This window comes from Hyphomicrobium sp. D-2, from assembly GCF_029872155.1.
Lineage (GTDB): Bacteria > Pseudomonadota > Alphaproteobacteria > Rhizobiales > Hyphomicrobiaceae > Hyphomicrobium_A.
This window is the reverse complement of sequence record NZ_JARXLA010000004.1, coordinates 123,040-142,088: the sequence shown is the minus strand read 5'-3', so window position 1 is coordinate 142,088 and position 19,049 is coordinate 123,040. Positions and strand designations below refer to the sequence as shown.

Genomic DNA, 19,049 nt, shown 5'->3' with positions numbered 1-19,049 from the left:
TAACTATTTGCCCGCTCAGAAATCCGATGCGACTGCCCAACTTCATTGGTAAACGCCTTAAAACAATAACATTTCTCAATTGGTCGATTAGCCCGGACTGTAATTGAGGGTTAAAATGTCTGGCGGTTCCCTCGGGAACATCACTGCTAATACTTCAACTCAGTGTTGTACAGTCGCCACATATAAGTCGATATTCCGGCTCGATTTTTTCTGCGACCGTCACCCCACCGTCAGCCTGATGAAACATCTCGGCCACAAGCCGCAGTGTCTCAAATCGTATAAATTTGAAAGAATTTGTGATGCTCGAAGCGCCCCTCCGAGGGCCATTTCGCCCATCCCGGACAGCCGCATCGGTCAGCCTCTAGCCGATAAGTCCGCAGCTCGAACAATTGCGATCCCACTGCGCCACGCTGAGAGCGCAATCGACACACCTTATAAGTAAGGTGCATATATAATTAAGTCTCGCACCGGATCGCACCGCGGATGGGCTGCGATCGCAGACCGAAGGAATGACCCGCGTTGCTCGCCCACGCTCGCCGCCCCCTCTCGCTGCTCCTCGCCATTGCCATTGCCGCCGGACCGGTCGCTCCGGCGTTTGCCGAACCACTTTCCCGCGCGGAATATGAGGCCTGCCAGGCTCAGGACGAGGCGGCCTTCCGCAAGACTATCCAGGGCATTTCGGTGCGGGCGCTAAAGGCCGGTATCGCCGGGGTCGATTATCACGCAGCGGTGCGGGACCAGTGGCGCCGCATCGGCATGGACGGCATCATTGATACCCGGGTCGACCTCGCGGTCGAGGAAGTGCGCCAGCAGACGAGCTGGGCCAATCTTCTCCAGTCGCTGGCCAACCAGCAGAAGGCCCAGGAACTCGCCACCGCTGTGGCTGAACGGGTTTATCGCTCCGACGCCATGAAGGGCGCGCTTGAGCAGCTTGCGGTTGGCGTCGGCAACGAAATCGGCCGGCAGATGGAATTTGCCAGCGAAGACGCGACCGAACCGGCGCTGGCCTGCCTGAAGGCCTTCGTTGGTGCGCGCTATGGCGAGACTGCTGCCCGCGCGGTTGTCGGCGATGCCGGGCATGGCATTACCGTGGACCCTGGCAAAGGCGCGGCCGACATCTCCGCCGGATCCGTGCTGAAGGAGAACAGCAGCGGCATCGCCGGCGCGGCTGTGCTGCTGATGCGGCGCCAGCTTGCAAACATGGCCGGCCGCGTCGGACAGCGCATCGTCGGCGCCGTGCTGGCCCGCCTCGTTTCAGTGGTGGCCGGAGGCGTCGGGCTGGTGCTGGTAGCGAAAGACATCTGGGATCTGCGCAACGGCGTACTGCCGATCATCGCCACCGAGATGAAGTCACCCGACATCAAGGCCAAGGTGCAGGAGGCTCTGGCGGATTCGTTCTCCGAGCAGATTTCGATCCACGTGCAGGAAATCGGTGCGGCCACCGCGGACCGCATCATTGAAATCTGGCGCGACTTCCGCAACGCCCATGCCGAAGCCCTCAACCTGGCTGAACGCAACCCGCAGTTCCGCACATTCCTGGACTCGGTCCCGCCGGCGCGGATGGCGCGTCTGGACGAGGTGATCGCTTTGACCCTCGCGGCCGAAGGCGAGAGCGGCCTGTTGCGCCGCCTTGATGACGGCACCCTTGCAATGGCCGTTAAGTCGCTGCCGGATCCGGCGATGGAAATCGCCCGGCAGGTACGCTCGATCGATGCCGGATTGAAATGGTCTGTACTGGCGGGCGACCAACTGCCGAAGGTCATTGCTCTCAGTCTTTATCGCCGCACCACGCCGGATAAGATCAGCCAGCCCGACCTGCACCGCCTGCTGTCGCTGAACGACCAACTGGCGATCGTTCGCCTGACCGGCATTGAACAGGCCGACAGAGACACCCTGCTTCAGCTCAACGACACCGAGTTGACCAATCTTGCCCGCAGGTTGACCGAACACGAACTCACCAGCCTGTCGCGTTATCTCAGCGGCCTGAAGGACGCACCGCGTGCACGGGTGTTGCGTACGGTTGCCGCAGACCCGGCTAAAATCCATGCGCTTGCATCGGAGCGCGTGCGCACCGCCATCATCTCCAGCTCCGACCAAACCGCTGCCGTAGAGATGATGCTGCGAACCAACGCCATCCTGGATATCGATGCGATCAGCAACGACGTGCGGGCGACCCTGGACGGGCGCACAAGTCCGATCCTGCTATGGGAGAAGCATCCCGCCATTGTCGCAGCCTTCGGCTTTCTGATGCTGGTTCTGTTGCTGTTGTTGCGGCGGCTGTTTTTTGCACGCCCGCGCAAAAGCGCCGCAGCTAGGGGTGGCTTTCGGGTTCGGTGGAGCATCATCAGGGCACACAGGTTCGCCAACGTTTTTATACAATCCCCAACGATCCCCAGACTTGTTGAGCGCTCGGTGTCAGACCGAGTTGCTCCTGCTATAAGCCGACAGGGGCTCACGAATCGTCGTCGGGTCGCACAGCGATCCGCGCTGACATGCATCAAAGAAACCGAGGGGACTTCAATATGGGACTGAAAGCGCCAGGCATTCTGACGTTCATGCTTTCCGTTATTCTCACCGTCACTGTGCTCATCATAAAGTTCTTCGGAGCCGACATTCCGTTCATCACCGGTAACGAGTTCTGGGCGCTGCTGTTTGCACAGTTCATGCTGATTTTGGGCTGCATTATGCGGGGCCTTTAGAACCGTTCTTGCTACCGCTTAGAACGTTTCTGACGTGCTCTGATTTTTTGGTCATTTCTGTCGCGCGGCACTCAGCGCTCTGGCTTGCAGACCGGAGATCGCAGAACACTGCGGGCATGAAATGGAACCTCAGCCAACTCGATCCATACGCTGACCGTATGCGTCGATCATCGCGCGAGATCGTCGTCGCCGCCGTGCTAACGGTGGCGGCGTTTGCATTTCTACTCGTTGCGATGGTCAGCGGTTCGGCTATCAGCGAAACCAAGGTCGGTGTCATTACGGCCGACCGTACGGTTATCAAGTAGAGAAGAATTACATCGCCGCGCGCCCCTAACGTGCGACGATGACCAAATCTAAATCGAAGAAATTTTTATCAATCGAGCGCCCACAAAAAACGTGAGCGCTCGATTGTTTATGTTGAGGCTCTGCTCGGCACTCAACGGCCACCTAGAGCCGCAGCGCTGAGCGAGTTCGCTAGACGCGAACAGCGCGCAGAAGTCCGCGCACAGAATTTCCGAGATAGACCACATCGGCGTTATCAAGATCTGTGAGCGTCAGCACCGCTTCACGCGCTTTACCTTCAGCAAGCAATTCGGCGCGCAGAGTGCCCGGTAACAATCCGGCGCTGAGCGGTGGCGTCAGCAACGTGCCATCGCGCTCGATGAACACGCTCATGCGGCTGCCTTCCGCGATCTCACCGCGCTCGTTGAGGTAGATCACTTCATCGGTGCCGAGCTTGTCAGCGTATTCCTGCCATTCGCGATCATACAGCTCGCGCCGCGTCGTCTTGTGGAACAGAAATAGATCATTACTGTCGACGCGTGATGACGATACGGCAAAACGCATCGTTGCATCCGGCGCAGCAGCGCCGAGCGGCGTCGTCGTGACGGACACGGCGCCATCTTCCGTTAGCAGCAGGCGCACGCGCAGGCGCTTGTCGCTTCCGGCATCCTCGACAGCGCGATCGAGAGCTTCACGCGCCGCAGCCTCATCGTGCACGAACGCGAAATAGCTGGCCGACTTCGCAAGCCGCTCCAGATGTCGCTCCAGCAGCACGAAGCCGCCCTGCGCGGGATCGTATAGCAGCGTTTCAATCAGCTCGAAGCGCTTCACCGGATCGGTGAGGAACTTCATCTTCAGCAGGCACTCGGCATATTCCTTCGGCCCCTGGGAATCGTACACGACACCGGAACCGATCCCCATCTCGCCATCGGCGTTGCGGAAGATGACAGCGGTGCGGATGGCCACATTAAACAGCGACCGGCCTTCCGGCGAAATATATCCGATGGCGCCGCAGTAGACGCCGCGCGGTTCGGTTTCCAGCTCGCGGATTAGCTCCATGGCGCGGATCTTGGGCGCGCCGATTACCGAGCCCGGCGGGAAGATGCCGCGCATCAGTTCGCTGATGTCGATGCCTTCCTGCAATGTTGCGCGCACCCCGGATGTCATCTGATGCAGCGTCTTGTAGGTTTCGACGGTGAAGAGGTCCGTTACCTCGACGCTGCCGACCTCAGCGATGCGGCCGATGTCGTTGCGCATCAGATCGACGATCATCAGGTTTTCGGCGCGCTGCTTCACATCACCCGCGAGCTGCAGCTTGGCCTGTGCGTCAGCTTCTTCCGTTCCGGCGCGCGGCGCAGTGCCCTTCATGGGCCGGGTGAAGACAGTGCGCCCTTCCTGCTCGATAAAAAGTTCTGGCGACGCCGAAAGCACAGTCATCTCGCCGGTGTCGACGATGCCGCCATAGGCAACGCGCTGCTTCTGGCGCAGATCGAGGAAGAACGTCAGCGGTGAGCCGGAAAGCTTGAAGCGCGCCTTGAACGTGAGATTGAGCTGATAGATATCGCCGGCACGGATCTTCTCGATCACCTGATCGAAACGCTCAACGTATTGCTGCTCGTTCCACGCCAGCTTCACGTCATCGAAGTGGAATGACCCTGAACGCGTATGCGTCGCCAGCCAATGCTCAACCTCGGCGCTGGTCATCTGCTGTGGCGCCCGGTAAAGGCCGATCCACAGCAGCGGAACGTTGCGCTGCTGCGGCATCAACGGCGCGAGTTTGGGCTCCAATGCGTAGCCAAGCTCGTAGGCAAAAAAACCGGCCGCATGCAGGCCACTGGCAACGCCCGCTTCGATCCGCGCCAACGCAGCCGGAACTTCCTCCGGTGTCGACGCCGAGATGATATCGAGCGGCTCCGAAAACAGCAGCGACGGCGGCCCTGATCCGGAATTGTTATCCAGCAATACGAACGTTTGCGAGAGTGCCGCGGCCTCCTCAGTGGGTTGGCCTTGGCCGCCGCGCGGCTTTTGCGCTGTCATTCGCCTTTGTATCCTGCGAGCGAATAGAAGGACACTCGCCTTTGAGCGTTTTCACCGGCCGGGAGCGTGCGATCGGCAATCTTCTCCACGCTGGTGAAGGAGCCGGCAACCGCGCCTGGCGTTTCACCGATACGCACTAACAGCACTGGCGCCGGTGTTGAGGCGGTGAAAGGCCGCGTCATCTCGAAATGGTCGTGCGGCGCACCGACGCGCCAGGCGAGAATCGGGGTTGGTTCATCGCGCATATAATAGAGCAGTTCGGCGGTCATGGCGCGGTCATCGCTCAGCACTGCGGCAAACGGCTTGCCCGCACCAGCGGCAATGGCCAGCTCGGCTTGAGTTGCCTCCGCCACTCCCCGCCAGCCGAGCGTGCGCGCGAACGGATCGGTCTTCAGTGGCAGCGCAACCCGCCCCGCCGTCGCGGTGCCGATTGCCAGCAGCAACAGCACGGCGATGTTGATCGCGAACGAGGCCTTCAGCCAGCCCCACGCGCCATCACGCACCATCGTCGCGATCACCAGCACGGTTGCCGCGACATAGGCGGGAGCCGCCCAGTTCGCATGCGCCCGCGACAGAAACGCCTGCAGCACGATGAAACCGATGATCGGCAGCGAGAACGACAGCAACAGGCGCTCGCGGTCGCCAGCGCCCTTGCGCGCTCGCCATGCGATCACAAGCAGCGCGCCGAACAGGACGGGGCCAAACACACCGAACTGCGCGCCGAAGAATTCCAGCGCCTTGTTCGGGTGCAGCATCGAGCCACCCCAATTCGCATTGTCAGCGGTGTGCGAGAACGTCGCGAAGCTATTGGAGTAATTCCACAGCAGGTTGGGCGCAATCATTGCCGCGCCGATCACCAACGCCAGGTACAGCCGCCCGTCACGCAGCAGGCCGCGTTTTTCAGGCGAAAACACCAGATAGACGGCGATACATACGACGAACCATATCATCGCATATTTGGCGTTGAGGCCGGCACCGAACGCCACGCCCATCAACACGGCAGGCCATAACCGGTCACTGGTCAGCAGCAGCCAGAAGCCCACGAGCGCCAATGCCCAGCACAGCAGCAAAGGCACGTCGGTTGAGATGATACCGGCCGAAAGCGACACGCCCGGCAGCGTGGCGAATGCCAATGCCGACAGCGCACCGATGCGGGCATCATATAGCTGCCGACCCAGCCAGAAGATCGCGAGCGCCGTCGCCGTGTGCAGCAATGGAGACGGCAGCCGCACGCAGGCCTCACCGTTGCCGCAAGCGGTCGTCGCCGCCCCGATGATCCAGGCAATCAGCGGCGGCTTTGAGTAGTAACCCAGCGCCGGCACCTCACTCCAGGCCCAGTACTGAGCCTCATCGAAAAAGAGATCCGTGGCGTTGGCATAAAGCGCGGCAAATCTCATCGCCAGCAGCGCTGCCAGACCGACCAGGAGAACGGCGAACCAATTTGTGTCGCGCTGTTGAGTGAGGTGACCGGAGGTGGCTGGCATTGGCACTCTGATTTTGTCTTACGGGGAACAGTATGGCCCAGCGAATCGACACTTAGGCGTCAATCGATAGCCACCACGAGGGAGGGCCACCATAGTTAAAGCCCCAACCCGTGCCCCCATTTAACGGCTTCAGGCACCCGCGTGAAGCTTGGGCACTGTTGTCCTTGCCCCGCCATGCTGGGTCAACCGGTTCCGGGATCGCCGATGTGTAAGGGACGCACGCAGCGCAGGCTTTTTTGTGGATCAATCGCAGCCATCAGGCCTCCCGACGCCACCCACAACATTGATTTTACAGACATTACTCCGCTTGCGGGCAGAGCTATTTACTAGCTTGGTACAGCGCGAATAAGACTGGTATCGTCGTCGACGCGTAAGGGCTATTGAGGGGTGTCGCGGCGAGTCCTGCGGGATAGGGGAGCTTGATGCGCGTCACCATTGTCATTCCGGCCCTCAATGAAGCTGGCAACATCGGCCGCCTCATTGAAGAGTCATATGCAGCCGTTCCGGTTGCCAATCTCGCTGAGCTGATCGTCATCGACGACGCCAGCGACGACACCACGCCCAACGAAATCAAAGCGCTCATCGATTCCGGCCGCTTTCCCGGCCTGCGTTATCTGCGTCACGATCGCCGCAGTGGCCAGAGCACGGCTCTGCGTACCGGCGTTTGGGCAGCTACCAGCCCCATAATCGCAACCATGGACGGCGACGGGCAGAATGACCCGCGAGATATTCCGCGTCTGCTGGAACTGCTGGGCCAGCCGGGCAGCGACGGCGTCGCGCTGGTCGGCGGCATCCGCACCAAGCGTCAGGACACTGGCTCGAAGCGATGGGCGTCGAAGGCCGCCAATTTCATCCGCGATTCAGTGCTGAAGGATGACTGTCCGGACACCGGCTGCGGCATCAAGGTTTACTGGCGCGAGGCGTTCTTGCGACTGCCATTTTTCACCAGTATGCATCGCTACCTTCCGGCGCTGTTCCAGACCTACGGCTGCAAGGTGGCCTATCTGCCGGTTAACGATCGGCACCGGCAGGCTGGCGTGTCGAAGTACAACAATCTCAATCGCGCACTTGTTGGCATCTATGATCTTGTCGGCGTCTCCTGGCTGCGCAAGCGCACAAAAGTGCCGCAAATCGTTGATCAGCATCCTGATGGTGCGTCATCGACGAATGTTGATGCGCGGCTGCACGACAAAACCACCGTTTAGTTCAATCCAGCCTTTTATGGCGTCAGAGCGATGAATTCCGATGGAGCATCTCCACACCGCCATGACGGCATTGGCCGATTGGTGGGGCAAAACCCCCACGTACGAGATCGTCTGGCTCGGCATCGGCTTTATGGCGCAGCTGATGTTCTCGATGCGATTCATCGTGCAGTGGATCGCCAGCGAACGCGCGCGGCGTTCAATCGTGCCGGAAACTTTCTGGTACTTCAGCCTCGTCGGCGGCGCGATGCTGCTGGCCTACGCGATCTACCGTCTTGACCCCGTATTCATCATGGGACAGGCGATGGGCCTCATCATCTACAGCCGCAACATCTATTTCATCCGCTCCAGCCGCAAGGAAGATGCCGCGGCCAACGGAGAGCCGGCAGCGCATTCGGCGCAATAGCGCGCCGCCTCTCCGTGGCGGTTTGTGGGTCCCATCATGCAGCGCTGCCATCAACGCTGCTTTGCCTGCTCGCGCGCCCATCGTTCAGCGCAAAAAAAAATGCGATCAAGCCCGGCCAACGACGCAGCCGAGCTAATGTCAGAAATTCGTCGCACCGAGCTAAAACGTCTTTGTGAGACAAAGTTTTGCACAATCGCAGATTAGGCTTCACAGCCGTCAAAAACATGCTATAAGCCCCTCATCGAAGCCGCTCGGTGACGGGCGGCTTTTGTTGTCGGCGCAGAAATGCGGCGAACACTTCTGAGAAAAACGCTGCTCGATTTTTTCAGAAGTCCGGTCGGTGACGCGGGGTGGAGCAGCCCGGTAGCTCGTCAGGCTCATAACCTGAAGGTCGTAGGTTCAAATCCTGCCCCCGCAACCAACAAAAAGCCCGCCTAAGCAAAAGCTTGGCGGGCTTTTGGTTTTCTAGGCATCGGACATAGCCAGTAACGTGGCGCACCGTCAGCATGCTGGACGGCTCTCCGGCTGCCATTGGCACGATGCGAACCCGCTGAATGAGGCGGCACAGTTTGGCCCTCAATTCCGGGCCATCGTCCTCTCACGCAAAGCATCATGAAGCCCCTCTACGAGTTTTTTGGCGCACCATCGGCGATATGGCGATGTCGCGTAACCCGGCCTGACGGCAGGTGGGTATTCTCGTCTGCAAGACTGCCGACGGCGCCCTGTGGCCTCCTGCTCCGCTGCTTGCTTGCTGCTTGAGCTCGTCGCTGCTCAGCAGATCGTGTCGGCCGGCCGTGAAACGTCCAGCGCGCCGAAGACCGGATGCTTAGCTCCAGTGTTACGGAATGGCCGTGCGGACGCAGGGGCCAACAAATTCGTTCGCTCCAAGTAATTGTGCGCTTGAGCCGCAGAATCAGATCGCCGAATAGTGCTTGACATATTGATGTCGCATGTATCTCGCCGGAATTCATCCGCGTCTGTGTCGCATTTGCATTCATTCAAGCAATAGATCGATCGGACAATTGCATGCCTGCTTCTCGCCGGATCATGGCACTTGCGGCTGCCTCCTGCACGCTGCTCTACGTCCAACCCTCGCCCTCTTTGGCCCAACCGATTATGGATGCCGAGTTCAATGCGCAATGGGGCCTTGCGGTCGTCGGTGCGCAATACGCCTTGGAAAAGGGGTATACTGGCGCGGGAGTCAGCATCGGCGTGGTCGATGGCATAATACAAAAGACGCATCCGGAATTTTCCGGCCGGATACTGCCATTCGAATACAATCCCCTCGACGATCCAGCTTCCGAACACGGCACACATGTGGCTGGCATTATTGGCGCCGCGCGCAATGGCGTCGGCATGGAAGGTGTCGCGCCGGGCGTCCTGCTCTCGACCATAAGCTCGCGTGGCCCTAACACGTCCAGAGCAGCCGGATACAATCAGGCCCTGACCGCCGGCATTCGGATTTTCAACAATTCGTGGGGCATGCCAAACGGAGGCGAAGTCGACATAACCACTGTCACCAGGGCACAAGTGGAGACTATCGTCGGCCAACCCCTGCTGACTGCTTTCCGTCGAGCGATCAACGATCAATCTGTCATCGTCTTCGCAGCGGGTAACGAGCACCTATCCAATCCGGATATTTATGCAGGGTTGCCGTATCATTTCCCCGAGCTAATGCCAGGCTGGATAACCGTTACATCAGTGCTCCGTACTCCATCCGGCGAGATTGTATTTGATAAGGACGTCAATCGCTGCGGCGCAGGAGCAGTCTGGTGCATGGCCGCCCCGGGCGAGGACATCTACTCAACAATCCCCGTCAGCACTTACGGTACGCTGTCAGGCACCTCAATGGCAGCACCACACGTTACGGGCGCAGTAGCAATCGCCAAGCAGATGTTCCCGAACGCTTCCGGCTCCGATCTCGCCAGCCTCGTGCTACGCACCGCTACCGACATGGGCACTCCGGGCCTGGACAGCACTTACGGCTGGGGCCTTCTCAGCATCGAAAACCTCGTCAACGTTATCGATCCCGGCGACGACCCGGAAGACGGCGACGATAACGGCGCGCTGTTCGTCAACTCCAGCTATGCGCGCTTTGCCGCCGTGGATACGCTGGTGACGACGTTCTGGAACCGCAGCGCGCAACGCATCATGGCGAGCGGTAGCGGCGGCACGCCGGAAACGACCGTCGCTCAGATCATCGCCAACACCAGCGCGGTGCCGGCCATGGCGCTCGGCGGCCCGCCTGTCCGAGATGACGTCGACACCGCAGTGATGCTGACCAACGGTCGCGGCACGGCGGTGTGGGCGCAAGGCATCGGCGCCTATGCACGCATCGACGGTTCTCCGCGCTCCAGCGCCACTCTCGGCGGTGCCGTGGGCGGCTACGATCTGATCGACAACGACACTATCACCGCAGGCGTTGCTATCGCCTACACCGATTCAAACATCGACATTCGCGGAACCGGCGATGACGGATCGGCAAAAGGATGGCATGGCTTCGCATACGCGACCTGGCTCGAAGACAATTGGTTCATTGACGGCATCATCGGCGGCAACCGCTTCGACAATACCTACAAGCGAACGGGCATTGGCGGCACAAACAACACCGTGCTGGGCAATGCAGGACTCGCCGGTTACTCCTCCAATGACACCAACGGTTTTGCCGGCCGTCTCACAGGCGGCCACCTCTACGGATTGGGTATGCATACGCTGGCGCCATACGCCTATGTCACGTACCTAAATCAACGCACCAGCGGCGGCATAGAAACCGGCGCTGATATTTTCTCGCTTGCAGTCAACGCCACGCGATTGGATCAGACTGAAGGCGGCATTGGTGTGCGAGCGCAAACCGCCGGCATATCCTGGGGTAGCTTTAATTTCTCGCCTGCGGTCGATCTTGGCTATGGCCGGCTCGGTGGCGATGTGGGCGTGCCTGTCGGCTTCGAGCTGCTGGGCAATACGCTGGCCGCCAATGCCAACCAAATCGGACGCAATATCTTCCGCGTAGGTCTTCAGTTCGACGTGTTGAGATTTGATGAGATGGTCGGCGCCTTCGCTGCCTATGACGGCCGCTTCCAGGAGAATGCACAGAACAACTCATTCTCTGCCGGAGCGTTCATACGGTTCTAGGTGATCAGCCCGGTAATCACCGGCTTAAGTTTGCGCTCCCTTGAGTCGCGCGCACTCTCACTGAGCCAAATCTGCGCGGCCGGATTCGTTGCTGCAGGGCAACGAAGTCCAGGATTTTAGCGCGGCTGATATCTGAAATCAGATCCGCGCTCACCGGGCGCTTCATCGACAAAGGGCTGCAATATCAACCACTAACTATACTTGTCAGGTAATATTTGTGGAAGACGCGCTCCGGCGTTCTGTAGAGAAGCTCTAAATCTTTCATGTTGCGGGAGAATTCTCGTTAGGCTTTGAGTGGCGATCGGTGGTGTGTGATCCGGTTTGCCTCTGCGTACTTTCGGCCTGCGACAGACGACGGCTCCGCCACTGACCTGAATTATTTTGAGGCGTTCTGAGTTGGAGCACCCGGATGCTCGGGATATTGGTGCAGGATCTACACCGTTCGGAAGAAGGCCGTCTGCTTCGCTTTTTCCAGCGCCGCCTGCGAAATGCTGCCGATGCAGCCGACGCCACGCAGGAAACATTTCTGCGGTTTCTCACCGTTCCGCAAAAAACGGTCATTGAGAATCCTCAGGCGTATCTGTTCCAGATCGCCAAGTCCGTCGCGAGCCGAACTACGGCTCGGTATGCAGCTGATGCACGGCTTTTCCTGCCCGACGAGGCCGGCGCCGAGCAGGCCCTGGATGCTCCATGTCAGGAGCAAATCGTCAACGGGCGGCAGTGCCTGCTGCTACTCGCCAAGGCGATTGAGAAACTCCCCAATCGCTGCCAGGAAGTTTTCATTCTGAGTCGTCTGCACGGACTGCCCAACGGCGAGATCGCGATGCGCCTCGGCATCTCTCGCAACATGGTCGAGAAGCACATCATCAAGGCATTGATCCACTGCAAACAAGCACGCGCCGAGATTATTTTCTAAGGTCGACGTCAGGTGGCGGCACTTTTTTGACTCTAGTTAAGTAGCTGCTATTCCGTTTTCCCTTCGGGGGAGCGGTCGTCATCGGCCGGGTAATTCATGACTGACCATCGCGACAAGACGGACATGGATCGCGTTGCCGAAGAAGCGGCCGGTTGGGTTGCACGCCTGCAGTCCAGCGACGCCACCGATGAAGACCGCCGGAAGTTCGCCGAGTGGCTTGAGCGCGACCCTGCCCATCGCGATGCCTTCAATGAGTTCAATCGTCTTTGGGGCGACCTCAAAGATATTCCCGTTCCTCCAGACCAACTGAAGAAGCTCAAGCGTGCCCGGCGGCGGACAACCGTATCGAAGGCAGCAGGTCTGGCGGTGCTGGTTTTACTGTCCACTGCGATGATCCAGATGGGGTACCTCGATCGTATCCGCGCCGACTACTACACGACGGTTGGCGAGGTGCGCAGCATAGTGCTCACCGACGGCACGCGCGTCGACCTCAACACCAACACGGCAATCATCGTCGACTATTCGGAGAACGAACGGCGCGTGCAGATCCTGCGCGGTGAAGCCTTCTTCGACGTCGCAAGAAATCCGCAGCGTCCGTTCATTGCCGACGAGGGAGCGCTAACGGCGCAAGCAGTTGGAACGCAGTACAGCATGCGAGCAGCTGACGGCCAGTTCCGCGGCGATGTTCTGGTCGAGGAAGGGCAAGTCGCGGTACGCAGCGGCGGCACACAGGTTCTGGTTCAAGCCGGCAGTGCGGCAACGCTAACTGCAAGTGGCGATGTTACTGTGACGCCATTGGACGTTTCCAGCGCAACGGCGTGGCGCACTGGCAAGCTGGTGTTTTCGGGACGCCCGTTGCGTGAAGTGCTGACAGTCCTATCCCGCTATCGCCACGGCCATATTTACGTCGTCGACGATGCCGCCGCCGAGCAGAGGGTGTCGGGAATATTCGACCTCAATGATACCGATGAAGCGCTGCGCGAGATCGAAAGCAGTCTTCCTGTTTCCGTTACAGCGCTGCCGGGTGTCGCGGTTGTCGTGCGGAGCAAAGCTCGCTGAAGAATACGATCGCGCTCATCTCGAAGCGCTCAAATCGCGTGCCGCAAAATTTTTCTTCGGATCAACGTCAGGAGTTTGCCGACAGCAGCGCTCTTAGTCAGTAGAGCGGTGCGTGATGCGTACGCACCCCCACGATTTGTAATGCGTATTGGGGGCACGGAATGGCCGTTAGGGTCGTCTCGCCGAGACAGGCGAGCAGATGCGGGCTGGCTATATTGGCCAGCTCGCTGGTTTTCTCAGGTGGACTGACAGTCCAGGGAACGCAGGCACGCGCGCAACAGGGGGCGCTGGTCACTGTCTCTGTGCCGGCCGGACCTTTAGAAAGCGCCTTGCTTGCACTGGGTCGCCAAGCCAATCTCAAACTTGTTTATGCCAGCGCGCTGACTGCCGGCAAGCAGACAGGTGGCGTCAGCGGACAGCTTTCATCGCAGTCAGCGATCGATCAGCTGCTGGCAGGAACGGGCCTGAGCTACAGCTTCTCCGGCGCGAACACTGTGCGGATCTTCGATCCCGCAGCGGGTGGCGGTGATGAAGCCGCGGCGGTGGACGGTGCTATCGCGCTCGATACAATCGACGTCTCTGGCAGCAACAGCGGCGGCGCGGCGCCCGGCGAAGCATTCACAGTCGATACGCCGTTCGCAACTGCAGGCTCCGTATCGCACATCTCACGCGAGCAGATTGAGCGCGTGCGTCCGCAGACGGCCGGCGACATCTTCCGCTCGACGCCCGGCGTAATTTCCGCCGGCAGTCGAGGCACATCAATCCAGCCCAACATACGCGGTCTTCAGGGAGCAGATCGCGTTAAGACGACGATCGATGGTGCCGAGCAGAGCGTCAGCTCCGATCGCGGATACATCGGCAGCCGCGATGAATCCTACATCGATCCGGACTTGATTGCTGGCGTTGACATAACAAAAGGCCCGACCAATGGCACGATCGGCGGCCTTGTCGCCATGCGCACGATCTCTGCGCCCGACATCATCACCGGCGACAAGAATTGGGGCGTCCAGGTCAAGGGCGGGATCGGCAATAACACCATCAAGCCGCTGCCCTACGGCATCGACCACCGCAATATCGAAGCCCGTGACCGACCGTCGTTCTTCGAAGGTAACGCCTGGAACGGCAGCCTTGCAGGCGCGGTCGACTACGAGCACTTTGAAGGCATCGTCGCATACGCAAAGCGCAATCGCGGCAATTACTTTGCCGGCACGCGCACGAACGGCAAAATCGGTGGCATCGACCGCTGGGGTGCGCCGACCGAAAAGTTCAGCGCTCCCGGGGAGGAAGTTCCGAACAGCTCCGAAGAGACGGAATCCTTACTCGCAAAGGGGAAGCTGAAGTGGGCTGACAATCAGTCACTCGAGCTTGCCTATCGCACGTATGATTCAATCTCGGGCGAGATCATAGAACAGGGAAGTCTGCTCGGTGGCATCGAGTGGCCGCTGGTCGATATCGCCGCCAAATCCTACACCGCACGCTACCGCTGGAACCCCGACAACAACGATCTCATCAACGTGCGTGCCAATGTGTGGCACACGGATCTCGCCGTCGCGATGCTCGGGAGAGGCGATGTCTGGAACGACGTTCGTACGAGCACCATGGTTGGCGGCGACATCGGCAACGTCTTCAAGTTCGAGACGTCAGTCGGCCTGCTGAGCTTGGACACGGGCGCGGAATATACCTTCCAGAATTATTGGGGAGATCCCACGGCTTTTTGGGGCGGCGGCTCAACGGGCAAGCGCACAACCCTAGCCGAATTCGCCAATGCCACATTCGAACCGGCAGACTGGCTGAGCATTACGGGCGGCATCCGCTACGACTGGTTCGAGAATGAAATCCCGCCGTGGGTCCGCGGCCTTCCCGAGCGCCTGTGGAAGCGGGATGGCGATGGCGTGAGCTTGAATGGCGGCGTCACCCTTACGCCGCTTGATGGCCTGCAGGTTTTCGGCCTGTTCAAGCAGGGCCTGAAGGCTCCGGCTGCGCGCGAGTTTGGGCTCGATCCGGAACGCGCCAACAGCCACGAGCTGGGCTTCAACATCCTGCGCGATAGTGTGCTCGTCGCTAACGACGTACTGCGATTCAAGACCGCCGCATTTCACAACACATACGACGACTATATCGTCCGCTACCGAGCTTCGCCCAATCTCCCCTACTTCTCCCTCAATATCGATAGCGCCATCTACAAGGGCTTCGAGTTCTCCGGTTCCTACGACTCAGGCCGGTTCTTTTTCGAAGGTGCGTTCACAAACTATATCGATATTCAGTACTGCCTGACGTCGAGCACGTGTTCGTCATTCACTTTCTCGACCGACTCCGGCGGCGGATATGTGCCTCCGAAATTCCATGGCAGCCTCACGGCCGGCGTGCGCCTCTTCGAGCAGAAGCTGACGCTTGGTGCGCGCACGCATTTCGCATCCGAGCGCATAGGTGGAGTGATGACCCAGGCAGGCGGACTATCGCCGCCCCCAACTTGGCCGGAATACGGCATCTACGATCTGTTCGGCAGCTACAAGCTCAACGAGAAAACAGAGTTGAGCTTCTCCGTCGAGAACGTCACCGACGAATACTACTTCGACGCGCTCACTGCCATCGGTCTCGCCTCGCCTGGGCGCACCGGCACGCTCTCATTCACTGCCCGCTTCTGACCGACTGATCCGCCGCGTGTGGATCACGCGTCAACCCGTTTGCTTGCGAAGGAAAGACATCATGAACCGCTCAGTATCTGCCAGCGTAATGGCCTCTACACTCGAACTCGATCTATCCACCTCACGCGGAGGAACACTTCGAAACCGTCTCATGGCTAGCGTGGCGCCACTCGCGCTGACAGTTGCCGTTGCGTTTGGATCAGCGGCGCCGGCAGCAGCGCAGAACGTCAACGCAGATTGGCGCGGCGGGATCGGCAATTGGTCGGACATCACCAAATGGCAGCAGACGGGCTCCGGCGTTCCGGGAACCGACGTATTGCCGTCGCTGAATGACAAGGTTTCCGCAAGAACACGCGACGCCGGAGCCGAGATCACCGTCAACACGCAGAACGCCTCGGCAAGGTGGCTGAGAATTGGCGAGCATCGGTACCAGTACGACAACCCATCCAAAGGTTGGTTCTACCCTTCGCTATCCGGCGGAACCGTCATCGTCGAATCCAACGGCAAGCTGAGCGCAGAATCTATCGAGATCAACTTCGGAACGTTGAATGTCGCCGGCGCGGTTGACGTCGGATATTTCTCTGCCGGCATCGATCTCTCGATGACGTTTCATCCCCTGGAAGCAGACCAGCATGGAACCGTTCGCGGCACCGGCACCATTCGAGCCGAAGCAGGTAGCTTCAACTACTTTTACAGTGGCGGCTTCCTGCGGCCGGGCGCAGCTGATGGCGATATCGGTACTCTGACGTTCGATCTCGGCGGCGCAACCTTTACTCCGGAGGAGGCAGGCGGCCCTTCCTGGGAGGGAGGCACTCTCTACCTCAACCAGGGATCGACATACGTCGTCGACATCGGCGCTAATGGCCAAAGCGACAGAGTGGTTGTGGACGGCATCGTGATGATCGACGGCGGGCGAGTAGAAATCAATCCGAGCGCGACCGTAAACTACGCACAGGCTGCCTCCGGCGGCTGGAACTACAATATTCTTAACGCGGACCATATTGAGGGCGAGTTCGCCAACGCTGCCAACGGTGCAACGTTCACGGGCGACTATCTCACCTATCGTGTGGACTATACTGGCGAAGATGTGAACCTGACTATCACAGCGGTTGATCCGAATTATTCGGGGCCGACTGACCCGACAGATCCTACCGATCCGACTGACCCAACGGACCCCACCGACCCTACGGATCCGACAGATCCTCCAGGCCCGAACTTTGCAGCACGCGCCCAGACGCCGAACCAGTTTGCCGTTGCTCAGGCACTGTCATCGCTTGCCCCGACGAACGACGTCTACCAGTCCATCCTCAACGCGGCACAGGGCGCCTCGCCCGCGGCGTTTAATCGACTCTCTGGCGAAGGCTACGCCTCCGCCCGCTCCGCCGTGATCGAAGACAGCCACTTTGTTCGCGATGCCATGAACAACCGCATGCGCGATGCGTTCAATTCGGTCGCTGCGCCCTCATTGCCGGCTGTTGCTCTCGGCGAGGAACAGGTGTCGCTTAAGGATAGCCCCGCCGCCAATCATCAACCTGCATCTTTGGAGCGTTTGGCAATCTGGGGCACCGGCTTCGGCGCGTGGGGTGCGTCGCAAGGTGGTGGTTATGGCGCTTCTGACCTTGATCGTTCCGCAGGCGGTATCGTGTTCGGTGCTGATGCGGCGGTGCTGGACAATTGGCGCCTCGGCGCACTCGCCGGCTACAGTCATTCGTCCTACAGCGACGCCAATGGCTTCGAAGGATCAAGCGACAATTATCATCTTGGTCTTTACGCAGGCGCCAACTGGTCTGGGCTCGCGTTCCGCTCTGGCTTTGCCTACACTTGGCACGACTTCAAGGCTTCGCGCGATGTCACCATCCAGCGCCAGGCGGACCTGTTCCGCTTCCCGTACACAGGCAGCACTGAAGCCAGCTATGCAGGCAATAACCTGCAGGCTTTCGGCGAGTTCGGCTACCGCATCGGCATCGCGCGGATGGCGTTCGAACCCTATGTGAACCTGGCCTATGTGCGACTGCAGACTGATGCCTTCGCGGAAAGCTTCGGTGATATCGCTCTCGGCGTGAACGGCCAGACAACCGACACCGCATTAACAACACTGGGTGGGCGCGTCTCCTCCAACTTCGAGATCGGCGGCGTACACGCCGTGGCGCGCGGTGGGCTCGGCTGGCGGCGTGCGTTCGGCGACATCGAAAGCAGGTCGGTGCATGCGTTCACTTCCGGCAGCGATGCTTTCACAGTGGTGGGCGTGTCGGTGGCTGAGAACGTCGCAGTGGTCGAAGCCGGTGCGGACTTCCTTTTCTCGGAATCCGGTTCGTTCGGCCTGGCCTACACTGGCCAGTTCGGCTCCGACGTTCAGGAGAGCGGCTTTAACGCAAAGCTCAATCTGAAGTTCTGACCACCCATCGTGCGATTGGGCGCCGCCGTGTGATCCACGGCGGTGCTCCGACCAAGGCGCGCCGCGCCAGACATCTGAGAGCGAAGCGCATCAGTCGCGCGAACAGAGCGATCAACATCATGGTGGCAGTGCCGTTCTCAATCCATGCGCGCGACGCACACTGCTGCGAGGTCCAGCATAACAATGTGCGGCAGACGCAATCAGCGATCGCCGCACCATCAATTGCGAATGATAACGTGCGCGTAGACAGCCGTATCAAAGGCTTTGACTACTATTCTGGCTTCCGGCGCGAACTTGTCGATTATGCGACGATGTTCGTCAGAGATCGGGCGCGCGGAGAAGATGTCGTCCAGGAGGCCTTTTTGCGCCTGGAGACATCAATCGCCGAAGATCGGCCCATTAAAGAACCGCTTAGCTATCTTCGCAGGATCGTCCGCAACCTATGCCTGGATTGGCTGAGGCGTTTCTCGATTGAGCGCGCATATTTCGACAGCGAGTACCCTCCAGAGACGATCGTCGAAGATCGGCCAAACCCGGAAGAGGCATTCTGTTCTCAGCAGGAATTGCGTCTCGTAATGAAGGCCATCTCCGAGCTTCCCGAGCGAACAAGAATTGCGTTCGAATTGCATCGGTTCGAAGGTTGGAAGCTCAAGGATATTGCTGCGCGCCTCGATATTTCTGTCGCGCTAACGCATAGTCTTATCTTTGATGGTCTCAAGGATTGCCGCAGGCGACTGGCCATAGAAGCATGATCGTGATCGCTTCACCGGCAGGTCGGAGACTGGGATAATT

Annotated in this window: 13 protein-coding genes and 1 tRNA gene; 12 read left to right on the top strand and 2 right to left on the bottom strand. The window is 59.5% G+C overall.

Annotated elements, in window-relative coordinates; genetic code table 11:
- Nucleotides 1-519: 519 nt before the first annotated feature.
- From QEZ49_RS09195 to QEZ49_RS09185, 3 genes are all read left to right on the top strand, one after another.
- Nucleotides 520-2,532: a hypothetical protein gene (locus QEZ49_RS09195; RefSeq protein ID WP_280386234.1), complete on the top strand. Its 2,013-nt coding sequence runs from the start codon at nt 520-522 to the stop codon at nt 2,530-2,532.
- On the top strand, nt 2,523-2,699 hold the full coding sequence (locus QEZ49_RS09190) for a hypothetical protein (RefSeq protein WP_173953172.1): 177 nt from the start codon (nt 2,523-2,525) through the stop codon (nt 2,697-2,699). Before QEZ49_RS09195 ends, QEZ49_RS09190 begins: the two co-directional genes overlap by 10 nt.
- Before the next feature lie 116 nt (nt 2,700-2,815).
- Nucleotides 2,816-3,004 carry a hypothetical protein gene (locus QEZ49_RS09185; protein WP_280386231.1) on the top strand — a complete coding sequence of 63 codons (189 nt, stop codon included), beginning with the start codon at nt 2,816-2,818 and terminating at the stop codon, nt 3,002-3,004.
- Between the two features lie 169 nt (nt 3,005-3,173).
- Here QEZ49_RS09185 and pabB read toward each other — a convergent pair whose 3' ends face one another.
- Nucleotides 3,174-5,018, bottom strand: a complete 1,845-nt coding sequence (pabB, locus tag QEZ49_RS09180; RefSeq protein ID WP_280386229.1) for an aminodeoxychorismate synthase component I — start codon at nt 5,016-5,018, stop codon at nt 3,174-3,176.
- Nucleotides 5,015-6,502 (bottom strand): glycosyltransferase family 39 protein, encoded by a 1,488-nt coding sequence (locus QEZ49_RS09175; RefSeq protein WP_280386227.1) that lies wholly within the window; start codon nt 6,500-6,502, stop codon nt 5,015-5,017. Before QEZ49_RS09175 ends, pabB begins: the two co-directional genes overlap by 4 nt.
- 422 nt (nt 6,503-6,924) lie before the next feature.
- Between QEZ49_RS09175 and QEZ49_RS09170 the strand changes: the two genes are divergently transcribed.
- The 9 genes from QEZ49_RS09170 (at nt 6,925) to QEZ49_RS09130 (ending at nt 19,009) form a co-directional block, all read left to right on the top strand.
- Entirely contained in the window at nt 6,925-7,707 is a 783-nt protein-coding gene (locus tag QEZ49_RS09170; RefSeq protein ID WP_280386225.1) for a glycosyltransferase family 2 protein, read from the top strand.
- Between the two features lie 61 nt (nt 7,708-7,768).
- Entirely contained in the window at nt 7,769-8,110 is a 342-nt protein-coding gene (locus QEZ49_RS09165; protein WP_280386551.1) for a lipid-A-disaccharide synthase N-terminal domain-containing protein, read from the top strand.
- 344 nt (nt 8,111-8,454) lie between these two features.
- Nucleotides 8,455-8,531, top strand: a tRNA-Met gene (locus tag QEZ49_RS09160).
- 605 nt (nt 8,532-9,136) lie between these two features.
- The gene (locus tag QEZ49_RS09155) at nt 9,137-11,242 is read left to right on the top strand and encodes a S8 family serine peptidase (protein ID WP_348534805.1); all 2,106 of its coding nucleotides are present in this window, start codon (nt 9,137-9,139) and stop codon (nt 11,240-11,242) included.
- 409 nt (nt 11,243-11,651) lie between these two features.
- Nucleotides 11,652-12,158: a sigma-70 family RNA polymerase sigma factor gene (locus QEZ49_RS09150; RefSeq protein WP_280386224.1), complete on the top strand. Its 507-nt coding sequence runs from the start codon at nt 11,652-11,654 to the stop codon at nt 12,156-12,158.
- A 96-nt stretch (nt 12,159-12,254) separates the two neighbouring features.
- A complete protein-coding gene (locus QEZ49_RS09145; protein WP_280386223.1) occupies nt 12,255-13,217 on the top strand; it encodes a FecR family protein in 963 nt (320 codons plus the stop codon).
- Between the two features lie 329 nt (nt 13,218-13,546).
- Entirely contained in the window at nt 13,547-15,862 is a 2,316-nt protein-coding gene (locus QEZ49_RS09140) for a TonB-dependent receptor (protein ID WP_280386221.1), read from the top strand.
- Between the two features lie 151 nt (nt 15,863-16,013).
- Nucleotides 16,014-18,257 (top strand): autotransporter domain-containing protein, encoded by a 2,244-nt coding sequence (locus QEZ49_RS09135; protein ID WP_280386219.1) that lies wholly within the window; start codon nt 16,014-16,016, stop codon nt 18,255-18,257.
- A 29-nt stretch (nt 18,258-18,286) separates the two neighbouring features.
- Nucleotides 18,287-19,009, top strand: coding sequence for a sigma-70 family RNA polymerase sigma factor (locus QEZ49_RS09130; RefSeq protein WP_280386217.1), 723 nt, complete (start codon nt 18,287-18,289; stop codon nt 19,007-19,009).
- Nucleotides 19,010-19,049 lie beyond the last annotated feature (40 nt).